This window comes from Rhodococcus sp. C-2 (genome assembly GCF_027854095.1).
Classification (GTDB): Bacteria; Actinomycetota; Actinomycetes; order Mycobacteriales; family Mycobacteriaceae; genus Rhodococcus_F; species Rhodococcus_F qingshengii.
On sequence record NZ_JAQGFI010000009.1, the window covers coordinates 99,446 to 110,755 of the forward strand.

The following is an 11,310-nucleotide window of genomic DNA, read 5'->3' on the forward strand; positions in this document are numbered from 1 at the left end:
TAGAAAATGTAACGATGTCAACCCCGTTCACGCCCGACAACAGAGACGAAGGAAACGCAACTACCCGGGCGGCCACCCAAGTTGTGGGTCAACGCAGTCCGTGGATCGTCCAGTTGCCGCGCTCCTGCAAGCCCGCGAAACTGCAGCCAGCATTCATACAGCATCCGAAGTCCACTGGCCCCCACTGGATGACCGAACGATTTCAACCCGCCGTCCGGGTTCACGGGAAGTCGGCCGGTCCGATCGAATTCACCGGCCAGCACGTCCTTCCAACCCTGTCCACGGTCTGCGAAACCGAGATCCTCCATCAGGACAAGTTCAGTGGGCGTGAAGCAGTCGTGCACCTCAGCCAGGGAAATCTGTGTGCGCGGGTCGATGATCCCCGCCTGTGCGTACGCGTCCTGGGCACTGCGGACAACCTCGGGGAAAGTCGTGAAGTCGTAGCCTGGGTCGGTCGCACCCAACGCGGGACCCGCAACGAGCGAAAGTCCCCTCACATACATCGGGGTGTCGGTGTAGAGGTGTGCGTCCTCCGCGCGGACGATCAATGCGCAGGCGGCACCGTCGGACACGCCGGAGCAGTCGAAAACACCGAGCCTTCCCGCGACCAGCGGGGCGCTCTCGATCCGCTCGCGGGAAACTTCGGATCTGAACTGCGCCTTGGGATTCAGCGCACCGTTCACGTGGTTCTTCCACGCTATGTGCGTCATTGCCGAACGCATTTGCTCGGGGTCGACGCCGTAGCGTGCGCAGTACGCCGGGTCCAGCAGCGAGAACGCCGCGGGCGCTGTCATCGACAACTCAGCAGCAGTGCCGTCCCCGGGAGGATCCCCGCGTAGCAAACCCGAGAAGCCGGAGTCTTTGAGCTTCTCCACACCAACGGCCATCACCTTGTCGTACGCACCGGAAGCCACTGCATAGCAGGCATTCCGGAATGATTCCGAACCGCTGGCACAGTAGTTCTCGACGCGAGTGACGGGCTTGTAGTCCAGGGCCAACGGCTTGCTCAGCGTGAGCCCACTCTGACCACTGCCGAGGGTTCCGAGCCAGAACGCATCGACGTCCGCCAGTGAGATGCGATCATTGCCATCGAAGCAATCGGCCATGGCATCGACGAGCAGATCGTCCGCGCTGCGGTCCCAATGCTCACCGAAGGAAGTACAACCCATAGCGACGATGGCCACCTTATCGGCAATTCCATTGCTACTCATAGCGCCTTGGCCTTCCAGAAGTAGTTGTGCACTCCGCTTGTGGTGCCCAAACGGCGGAACGTCAGGCCTACTCGGGCGCCGACCCTCAGTGTCTCCGCGTCGGAATCTGCAACCTCGAGGGTGTAACGGCCACCGCCGTCGAAGTTCACCACGGCATCCACGACCGGCGGAGACGGCGAGAACGCCAGTCGGTCTACGGTGTACGTGGCCACGCTGCCCTCACGCGGCGCCAGCGACTCTGCGATCATCTTGTCGACCGCCCCGCAACCCTTGCAGACCCGAGCGGGCGGAAGGTGCAGGAAACTGCAAGCAGAACAACGTGTTCCAGCGAAGTTGAATTTCCAGCCCAGGGCCCGCGCGGAGGGCGGAGCAGCCGCCCAATCGGGTTCAGGACGGCGCGGCGGCTCACGATCAAGGAGTCCACGCCAATTGAGATAGGTGAAATACGGGAGCGCACGGCCAGAGTCCAGTTGGTTTGCCACGCTGACACTCTGGCGAGCCTGGAGGATCCGGTCGGTAGTTCGCAGAACAAGAGCATCGGCTCCGTCGGCCGCCGAGATCAGCAGGATCGACTGCCCGGGCTCGGCGCGGTCCAGTACGTCGGCAAGAGCGAGCCCGAGGCCCGCGGCACCGGCGTACCCGATCGGAGATCCGGTAGTTCCGATCACCGCGGGCAGCAGTTTCGCTGCTCGTTTGGTGACACCGCTGTTGGGCGAGACCACCACGACGTGATCGACCTGGCCGATATCTGCTTTTGCCAGTGCCTCTTTCGCGACTTCAGCGATCAGCGGGAGGTACCGCTCCAGCCCGAACCGCTCCTCCCATTGGCTGCCGGCTGCAGCGCCGGGAACACGCCAACGGTCCAGGAACTCTTCACTGAGGCTGGCCCGAGCGAGCACTGTGGCAAGTGCTGTCTCAGCGGAACCGAAGACGAAAGCCGCCGCCCCGTCACCACCGCTCCGTTCATCGGCCGAACCCGGCCGCCCGGTGATCACATCGGACAACACTGCCAAGCCGCCCGACTCTCCAGCCGTGAGCAAGGCTGCCACCGTGCCGCGCGCGCTGCCGGCGATATCAGCAGCAAAAACATCGCGATCCAGACCCAATGCCGCATGCACCGCAACGGCATTGGTCTTGTCTGCATACGCCGGCGAGGTAGTGGCCAGATACAGCGAACGCGGATCCTGGTCCGTCCCGCCCGCGAGCGCCGCACGTGCGGCCTCGACAGCCATCGTGGTGCTGTCCTCGTCGAACGACGCGGCAACACGTTCACCCCGTCCCCCACTCGCGCCACCGGCGCTCGCGATCTCGGCCAGGGACACCCGGTGTCGCGGAAGGTACGTGCCGTATGACGTGATACCAAGGCGTTGAGTTGTCATGAACTACAGAACCTTTCAAGAATCGTGGCGAAACGGCGCCGCCCGAGATCACAGCTCATCGAGATCACGGTCCTCCCGCCAACGGTCGGCAGAGGGGTCGAGCAGGCGTTCCATCGCCTCGTCGCTCAGCCACACGAGCGCCTCGAGAACAAGGGCGTCGAGATAGCGTGTCTGTCCCGTGCGGAGATCCTCAAGACGCAACCGGGGGCTCTTGGCATTCTCGTCGATCTCCACCGAAACCTGGGCGAACTCGCTGTACACGACCGCTTTGCCGGACATGACCATCTCCTAGATCAAGAAGCCCATATTGGGCAGTGCATACTCGTTGTCCACCAAGACCACGGTCTTGCCCGCCAGCCGAATCGCGCCGTCAATCACGCGTAGTCGGTAGGTGACCCGGCCCGCGAAGGTGTCGGTCCCCCGCTCCTTAGCCGAGAACAACATGAAATTGGCACCCACGACGGTGTTCTCGACACCGGACGCGGCCTGCTCCGTACCGAGCAACTCGACGTTGGAGACCACACGGCGCATGTTGGACGGCGGTGATTGCGCATAGCGCTTACCCGTGCGCAATTGCTTCAATCGGGTGGAAATACGATTCCGATTGTCGTAGATCACCGACATGTGGGTCTTCGGGTCCTTGTCGGTACCGTCGATGGGCACCCAGTACAGGGCATCGTCGGTCCACAGCGCTTCCCAGGAATCGAAGTCGTGCTCGTCGGCATAGCGCGCTTCCCGGTAGAGGAATGCTTCCACCTGACGGATGTCGGTGAGATCCGGCGTCCCTTGGCTGCGATCTTCGAATGCGACGCTCACTTTGTTTCCTCCCCGACAACGGCAACAACATCGGCATCAGCATCAGCGACTACATCCGCCGGCGCCTGCATGATCTGCTTGTAGTGACGCCAGAAGGCGCGCATCGCGGTCTCGTCGGTGGCGGTTCCGATCTGATAACCACGCTCGTCGGTCTGTTCGCGGTCAACGCCACGGCGGATGTCCACCCAATGCGGTTCGCGCATAGTCACACCCACTTGATTTCGCTCGTACATCTCGGTGTCGTCGGCAAGCAACATGCCGGCCGGGCCCACCGAACCGATCGACTGCGACACCATCCGGGTGTTAAGTTCCGGAGCACCCTTGAGCTGCACTGCGGTCGAGTACTGCACGCACTCGTGCGCGGAGAGCGGCTGAATGTTGAATACCTGAATCTCGGCGATGAACAGGTTGGGAAAAATCATGACATGGGGAGCACCCTCGATCATGATCTCTTCGGCGCCGGCGCCGTGCTTGGCGCGCATCGCTGCCACATAATCGGGAACCCGATCCTCGGTGGTGCCGAACCAGCGCATCGGCTCGGCGAAGGTGCGAAACTCCGGTCGGAGATCGTTCTCACTGTGCCCGTTGCCGAATGCCCTGGTAACTGCTGTGGAGTTGTCACTGTAGAGCGCACCGATGGGGCTGCCCGTCACCGAGAAAATGGAGCCGTGGACAAACTGGGGATGGTATCCGTCAGTCTCGTTCTCGGCCAGCAGTTTCCAATTGGCACGGGTCTTGTGCTTGAGCCAACCCGCGGTCAACTCCACCTCCCCCTCCGGCGAAAGCCGTGCCAGTCGGTCGAGTTCGCCCGCAGCATCGCCGAGGTGCTCGAGGAGAGTGGGTCCGGCCTCGGCGAAACTGCCGAACACGAAGCCTTGATAGACGGCGACGCGGGGCACTCGGCCCATGCCGAGTTCGAGCTTGTTCTTTCCGCCGTACCCCTTGTTGTACGGGTAGCCAAGCAGCTCACCGGTATTGCGGTACGTCCACCCGTGGTACGGGCACCGGAACGAACTCGAATTCCCGGCGGCGTCGTCGCACACGAGGTTGGCGCGGTGGGCGCAACGGTTGAGCAGCAGGTGTACGTCACCGGACTTGTCCCGGGTCATGATGATGTCTTGTAGGCCTAGCTTCTTGCGGACGTAGTCGTTGGGTTCGGGCACCTCAGAGGTATGACCGACAAAAACCCAAGTCTTGTACCAGATTCGCTCGAGTTCGTCGGCGAAGACATCGTCGTTGGTGTAGAGCGATCCGTGGATTCGCTCGGGCTCGATGAGGGCCGAGTAGTCGACTCGAGGCGCTCTGTCGACCACGGGGTCGCGGTCCGTTGCAAGAGTCACTGTTCTGCTCCGATCCTTCAATATTACTGTTGACGAATATGTTTGGCTGCCTCGGTGGCGAGGCGAAATTTCTGGATCTTCCCGGTGGTAGTGGTGGGCAGCTCCGAAGCGTCGAGGAACCAGACGTGCTTGGGTACCTTGAAGCGAGCCAGGTGCTCCCGGCACAGCGCCAGAACCTCATCCTCGGTGATCGTCGATTTCGGTGCGCGCACTACGCAGGCACAGCCGACTTCGCCCCATCTGTCGTCAGGTACACCGATTGCGTACACCTGACTTACTTCCGGGTGGGCTGTGAGCAGTTCTTCGATTTCCTTGGGCATCACCAGTTCTCCGCCGCTCTTGTAGAGCTCCTTGGAGCGGCCGGTGACCTGCACGTAGCCGTCCTTGCGGACGATTCCCAAGTCTCCGGTGTAGACCCAACCGTCACGTAGGCCTTTAGCGGTCTCCTCGGGCTTGTCCCAGAATCCGAGCATCGCGGTGGGACCCCTCGAAATCAGTTCACCTTCTTCGCCGTTCGGAAGAAACTCACCCGTCACGGGGTCGGCAGTGCGGTACTCACACAAGTCGCCTGACCGCTCAGGGATTCCCGCGACGCCGGCCAATTTGGGCTTGCCGACCGTGGTAGCCGTCAGTTCGAAATTATCGTCCGGATCATTCAGAGTCATGGCTCCGCCGCACTCGGTCATACCGTAGCCGGTAACGATCTCGGTGATGCCGAGAAGACCAGCAGCCTTCTCCCACAACCACACCGGACCGGGAGCCGCACCCGAAAGCAATGCGCGCAGGCTGGAGAGATCGTAGTCTGCGATGTCCGGGCGTTCCAGAATGCCCACTGTCATAGTCGGCACACACAAAATATCGTTGACCTGATGCCGTTCGATGCCGGCAAGGTAGGCAGCGGGATCGAACGTGGGTTGCAGAATAACGGCGCCGCCCACCGTCATCGCGGCCAGCAGGCCCTCGATGTAGCCGAACATGTGGTAGCACGGCAGCGAGAAGAGCACGCGCCAACCGTCGTCGAAGGCCCGAGTCAGTGCCGACGCGTAACCGGTGCGCTGGACCGCGTCATGGGTTACCTGCACGCCCTTGGGCGAGCCGGTGGTTCCCGAGGTGTAGAGAATGTCTCCTACCGAACCCGGGTCGACGACAATGCCTGCGCTGGCGCCCGCGTTTTCCCGACCAAGCTCCTCCAGGTCTTGAAGTGTGCGCACGCCGGCCCTGGCCTGACCGTCGACACTGACCTGTACGACATGTCGCAACAACGGCAGAGCCGTCTGCCCTTCCGTGGTGTCCCAGCCTGGTGCAACGGAATCGAGCATCTCCGGGTAGTCCAGACCGGCGTGTCCTGTCATAGTGATCAGCACTGTGCAGTGGGACTGCTCCAGGACGTAGGCCAACTCTTCTGCCTTGTAGAGAAAGTTGAGCGGAATCGCCACTGCACCGGCCTGGGCCACCGCGAACTTCACCGGAACGAATTCGGTGTAGTTGGCCATCACGATCCCGACGTGATCGCCGGGCTGGACGCCGAGAGTCACAAGGCCGTCTGCCAGACGACGCGACCAACTCGCAATCTCACCGTAGGTAGTGGTCTTTTCATCGGTAATGACCAAGGGTCGGTCACCGAAGAGTTCTGCCCTGTGATCCAGCCAGTCCCCCAGCGAACGCTGTGTCCACTCGGGGAACTGACGCTCCAGCGCGTCGCGCCGTTCCGCGATCGAGTTCACCACGACTATTTCCTCCTTTTTTAAATCGTAATTCGATTAAATGCGACTTAGGGGAATGGCAAGTTCAGGCATTCGTCTCTATCGGCCCCGGAACACAGCCGGGCGCTTCGCCGTGAATGCTTCGACTCCTTCGGCGAAGTCCTCGGTGTCGAAGAGCCTGGCCTGAGCTTCGACCTCGAGGTCGAGTAGATCCATCGGCGCCACAGCTCCGCGGCTCCAGATCCATTTCATTTCCCGCAGCGCCAGCGGAGGCGCGGCAGCAATCAGTTCGGCATCGGACAACGCGCGCTCGAGTGCGGTGCCTGCCGGCACCGTCTCGTCGACCATGCCCAGGCCCAGGCCCTCCACGGCAGACAGTCGTTTCGGCAGCATCATCAACTGCCGCGCCACCGCAGTCCCCACCCGAGACGGCAACGAGTAGAAGATTCCCATGTCCCCCGCCAGTCCGACGCCGGTGAACGCCGTGCTCAGGACCGCATCTTCACTGACAACCACTCGGTCGCAGGCCATCGCGAGCGAGACGCCCGCACCGAACGCAAAGCCTTCGACGGCCGCGATGACAGGCTTGGAACCGCCCCAGATCGCCCGGATCACACGCTGGGCAGCCTGAGCGCGAATGACGGTCTTCTCCGCGATCTGGCGGTCCATGGTGGAGATGTCCCCACCTGAACAGAAGGCTTTGCCGGCGCCGGTCAGCACGACTACCCGAACGGACTCCACGGACATTGCTGCTTCCAGAGCCTCGGCCAGCTCCACCCGCAATATCAGGTCGATGGCGTTTCGTTTGTCCGGGCGATTGAGGGTGATCAGACGAGTGGTGCCACGATCTTCGACGAGGACCGTCGATTCCGGCTCCATCTCAGCGGCCCACGAATTTCGGCGCGCGACGCTCGAGAACCGCGGCGAGTCCCTCGCGGGAGTCTGCAGTCCCCGACAGTTCGGAAACCGTGCGCGCCTCTTCTGCAAGCCGGTCGGCTACGGTGGCGCCCACGCCTCCCCAGAGCAGTCGCTTGGTCGCTCCGACCGCAAGTGGGGCGAGCTCGGTGAATTGTGCGGCGTACTCGTCGGTGCGCTTCGCGAGCTCTCCAGCGGGAACGACGGATGTGATGAGACCGATCTCCAGCGCGGTCTGCGCGTCGAGAGTCGGGTTGGTCAACAGGATTTCGGCGGCCTTGCGCAGACCCACGAGCTGAGTGAGGGTCACCGACACACCACCATCGGGAGCCATACCCACGCGGACGGCGCCGGACATGAACTTGGCAGTTTCCTCGGCGATCACGAAATCTGCAGCGCACACCAGGCCCAACCCGCCGCCACCTGCAGCGAAACCATGCACCGAGGCGATGACCGGGACCTGAAGTTGCATCAGAGCCGAGGTCGCGATTTGCAGCCACGCTGTGGCCTCGCGGAGGTAATCCGGCAGCGCCTCGCCCTTGGAGGCGAAGGTGCGGACGTCACCGCCGGCACAGAAGTGCTTGCCTTCCCCGGTGATGACGACAACCCTCACCCGCGGCTCGCCATGACACCGCAGCACCGCAGCATGCAGGGCCTGGAGGAATCCGACGTCCATTCCGTTGGATGCTTCAGGTCGGTTAAGACGCAGCCTGGCAACACCATTGGACTCGAGGTCCAGCAGCACAGGCCCATCGGGGATCAAATTTTCAGTCATGGCGTGCTCCTTCGTTGATCCTTGTTGGTGAATTCGTCAATGCCTGTGCCGCTCGAATCCTCACTGAGATGATCGAGAACGGTGCGATGCTCCAGAGACAGTCCGTCCGCCAGCGGCAAACGAAGCCCCGCGTAGACGAGTCGCTTGCTGCGCCCTAGTGCAACGGGGTCCTTGGCCGCCAGAGCTTCGGCAAACGCGTCCACATCCGCATCGAACGTGTCCGCCGGCAGAGCGCGATAAGCGAGCCCCCAGGCCACTGCCTGATCCGCGGAGAGCCTGTCGCCGGTGAGAATGTGTGCGAGCGCCCGTTGCCGGCCAACCAGGCGGGGAAGTCGCTGCGTGCTACCACCACCCGGCACCATGCCGTGATTGGAATGAGTATCGGCCAGTTTGGCTTTCGCGTGTACCAGCGCAATATCAGCGGACTGCATCAATTCGAAACCGCCGGCCATGGCGTAACCCTCGACTGCCGCGATCACGGGCACATCCAGCTCGGCGATCGCCGAGCACGCCCGGCCGAAGTTACCGAACAGCTCTGACATCGCATCACGGCCTTGCTCGCGCAATTGCTGCAGCTCGTGGAAATCCCCGCCCACAGAGAAGTTGCCGCTGGCGCCGCGCAGAACTATCACGCGTACCTGCGGCGCCAACGTCCGAAGCGCCGTCTCCAACTGCTCACCGAGTGCGACGGTGATCGCGTTCATCGCCTCGGGCCTGTTGAGCGTGATGCGGCCGATGGCCCCGTCCACAACGGCCTCGACGACGGACTCGGTACGCTTCACATCCGCGGCAGTCACATCAGCCGCCCGCCGCCGACTTCGAGCACGGCACCGGTCATGTAACTCGAATGCTCCGACGCCAGGAACAGCACTGCCCCCGCCACCTCACGGGGTTCGCCGGCCCGCTTCATGGGAATATCCGCCTCACGAGCAGCGAAGATATCGGGCGGCATGGCCTCGGTCATCGGGGTGCGAATCAGGCCCGGCTGCACGGCATTGACTCGAACACCTTTGTGCGCCAGTTCCTTCGCGGCAGACTTCGTCAGACCGACAATGCCGGCTTTTGCGGAGCTGTAGTTGGACTGGCCGAAGTTGCCGGACTTCCCCGACAGAGACGACATGTTGATGATGGATCCGCTACCGGCTTCGCGCATCACGGCCGATGCTGCTCGCACACCGAGCCAACTGCCCTTGAGATGCACGTTGAGGACCGCTTCGAAGTCGGCCAGCGTCATCTTGCCCAGCGACGAGTCTCGGGTGATGCCGGCGTTGTTGACGAATATGTCCAGGCAACCGAACTCTGCGACAGTCGCTTCCACTGCATCACGCACGGAGTCCTCGTCGGTGACGTCGCAACCCCGGCCCACGGCGCCCTCACCCAACGACGCGGCAGCCGACGCAGCCTGATCCTCATTGACGTCGAGGATCATCACCTTTGCGCCCTCTTCATGTAGGAGGCGTGCGATTTCCAGTCCAATTCCCTGAGCAGCGCCCGTAATGGCCGCACTCTTTCCCTCTACCAATCCTGCCCTCACGATGCGCACCCCTGGTCCGACTCGGCACCGAACACGACGTGGCAGACCCTGCGAAGAATCCTCATGCAACCTCCTGGATCAATACTTTTGAATTTAACATAAATTAGTTAAGCTGCCGGAGTCAATGCCGGAGCGCCAAGACACGGAAGCGAGACAAGCAGATGGACCTAGGTCTGAAGAATGCACGGGTGCTGGTCACCGGAGGCGGATCGAACGTGGGCCGCGGTATCGTGCACGGCTTCGCCCGCGAGGGCGCCCGAGTAGCAATCTGTGACATCGACGGAGATCAGGCCGAGAAGGTGCGCATCGAGGCCCTCGAACTCGGCGCCGCCGAAGCCATCGTGCTTGCCGAAGACCTCACCAAGGAAGGCGGCGCGGAACGATCGGTGGGCGCACTCCTGGAAAAGTGGGGCGGCATAGACGCATTGGTGAACAACGCCGGATTCAGCGAGGCCGAATTTTTTGCCAAGGACACCGACCGAGCGCGCTGGCAGAAGACCATCGAGATCAACCTCTACACCGCGATCGCCTGCACCCAGGCCGCACTCGGCCCCATGCGAGAGGCCCAAGCCGGCTCCATCGTCTTCATTTCCTCCGACGCGGCCTTCGGCGAAATCCGGCAAGGCATCTACGGAGCGACCAAAGCCGGACTGATTTCCATGGCTCGCACCGTAGCGAAAGAGCATGGACGCCACGGCATTCGCTCCAATGTCGTGTGCCCGGGACTGGTACTCCCCGAGAGCCCGGACGCCGTGGGCGCAAGCAGTCTGTGGGCGGGCGGCGCAGACACGGTGTTCAACGCCGGCCAGATCGAAAACCTCGAAAAAGGCATCCCCCTTCGCCGACTCACCACCGCCCACGACGTCGCTGACGCCGTCGTCTTCTTCTGCTCCGCAGGTGCTGCCCGCCAGATCACCGGCCAGGTCTTGTCTGTCAGCGGCGGGTATTCAATGCCGTGAACGTTCGCGAAACGAGGGCGAACAAGCCGTCCACCTCCGGCAGCAAGTCCGAAGCGACACAGGAGCGCCTTCTGTTCGCGGCCGCAAAAGTACTCTCGCGCAGGGGCATTTCCGAGACTCGCCTCACCGACATCGCCGAGATGGCAGACCTGCGCGCACCTGCCGTCTACTACTATTTTGCGTCCCGGCACGATTTGATTTCCGAAGTCATGTCGGTCGGCCAGACCCGTCTGCGTGAGCACGTCGCCGCCGCCCTCGACTCCCTACCCGCACAGACTAGCCCGATGGACCGAATCTGCGCCGCAGTTGCGGCGCACCTCGAAGTCGAGCTCGAACTATCCGACTTCGCGACAGCAGTCACCCGCAACACCGGCCAGCTGCCCGACGGCATCCGCGAGCGACTGCGCGAAGATTCGCATGCCTACTCCACCTTGTGGCGCGAACTGATGGATGCAGCCGCCGTGGCGGGGCAGATCAGGGCAGATCTCGATCTCAGAACTGCCCGCAAGTTGGTGATCGGCGCGCTCAATTGGGCCCCTGAGTGGTGGCGAGGATCGGACGGTTCCCTGGCCGACCTCGTGGCAACCACACAGAGCCTGGTCCGGCACGGACTGAGCCCCGTCGCCACTTAGAAGAATGCCGAAACTACAAGGAACTTCCTCAGATTCGGCCCGATGA

The 11,310-nt window shown here is 62.5% G+C and carries 12 protein-coding genes; 2 read left to right on the plus strand and 10 right to left on the minus strand.

The window, feature by feature from the left end; all coding sequences use genetic code 11:
• Positions 1–17 precede the first annotated feature (17 nt).
• The 10 genes from PCS43_RS19810 to fabG form a co-directional block, all read right to left on the minus strand.
• Positions 18–1,211, minus strand: coding sequence for an acetyl-CoA acetyltransferase (locus tag PCS43_RS19810; protein ID WP_058228044.1), 1,194 nt, complete (start codon positions 1,209–1,211; stop codon positions 18–20).
• Positions 1,208–2,590, minus strand: coding sequence for an OB-fold domain-containing protein (locus PCS43_RS19815; protein WP_058228043.1), 1,383 nt, complete (start codon positions 2,588–2,590; stop codon positions 1,208–1,210). The genes PCS43_RS19810 and PCS43_RS19815 overlap by 4 nt, the downstream gene beginning before the upstream one ends.
• Positions 2,591–2,638: 48 nt before the next feature.
• A complete protein-coding gene (locus PCS43_RS19820) occupies positions 2,639–2,869 on the minus strand; it encodes a hypothetical protein (protein ID WP_082654939.1) in 231 nt (76 codons plus the stop codon).
• Positions 2,870–2,878: 9 nt separating this feature from the next.
• The gene (locus tag PCS43_RS19825) at positions 2,879–3,406 is read right to left on the minus strand and encodes an aromatic-ring-hydroxylating dioxygenase subunit beta (protein WP_058228042.1); all 528 of its coding nucleotides are present in this window, start codon (positions 3,404–3,406) and stop codon (positions 2,879–2,881) included.
• Positions 3,403–4,719 carry an aromatic ring-hydroxylating oxygenase subunit alpha gene (locus PCS43_RS19830; RefSeq protein ID WP_058228095.1) on the minus strand — a complete coding sequence of 439 codons (1,317 nt, stop codon included), beginning with the start codon at positions 4,717–4,719 and terminating at the stop codon, positions 3,403–3,405. The genes PCS43_RS19825 and PCS43_RS19830 overlap by 4 nt, the downstream gene beginning before the upstream one ends.
• Positions 4,720–4,769: 50 nt before the next feature.
• Positions 4,770–6,473 (minus strand): class I adenylate-forming enzyme family protein, encoded by a 1,704-nt coding sequence (locus tag PCS43_RS19835; protein WP_058228041.1) that lies wholly within the window; start codon positions 6,471–6,473, stop codon positions 4,770–4,772.
• A gap of 75 nt (positions 6,474–6,548) precedes the next feature.
• Complete coding sequence (locus tag PCS43_RS19840; protein WP_058228040.1) at positions 6,549–7,328, minus strand: enoyl-CoA hydratase/isomerase family protein; 780 nt, start codon at positions 7,326–7,328, stop codon at positions 6,549–6,551.
• A 1-nt stretch (position 7,329) separates the two neighbouring features.
• The gene (locus PCS43_RS19845) at positions 7,330–8,139 is read right to left on the minus strand and encodes an enoyl-CoA hydratase/isomerase family protein (protein WP_058228039.1); all 810 of its coding nucleotides are present in this window, start codon (positions 8,137–8,139) and stop codon (positions 7,330–7,332) included.
• A complete protein-coding gene (locus tag PCS43_RS19850) occupies positions 8,136–8,936 on the minus strand; it encodes an enoyl-CoA hydratase/isomerase family protein (RefSeq protein ID WP_257233028.1) in 801 nt (266 codons plus the stop codon). Before PCS43_RS19850 ends, PCS43_RS19845 begins: the two co-directional genes overlap by 4 nt.
• A complete protein-coding gene (fabG, locus tag PCS43_RS19855; RefSeq protein WP_058228093.1) occupies positions 8,933–9,673 on the minus strand; it encodes a 3-oxoacyl-ACP reductase FabG in 741 nt (246 codons plus the stop codon). The genes PCS43_RS19850 and fabG overlap by 4 nt, the downstream gene beginning before the upstream one ends.
• A 161-nt stretch (positions 9,674–9,834) precedes the next feature.
• Here fabG and PCS43_RS19860 point away from each other — a divergent pair, with 161 nt between their 5' ends.
• Together PCS43_RS19860 and PCS43_RS19865 are read left to right on the plus strand one after the other, a co-directional pair.
• A complete protein-coding gene (locus PCS43_RS19860) occupies positions 9,835–10,632 on the plus strand; it encodes an SDR family NAD(P)-dependent oxidoreductase (protein WP_064074854.1) in 798 nt (265 codons plus the stop codon).
• Entirely contained in the window at positions 10,629–11,264 is a 636-nt protein-coding gene (locus PCS43_RS19865) for a TetR/AcrR family transcriptional regulator (RefSeq protein ID WP_058228037.1), read from the plus strand. The genes PCS43_RS19860 and PCS43_RS19865 overlap by 4 nt, the downstream gene beginning before the upstream one ends.
• Positions 11,265–11,310: the final 46 nt, after the last annotated feature.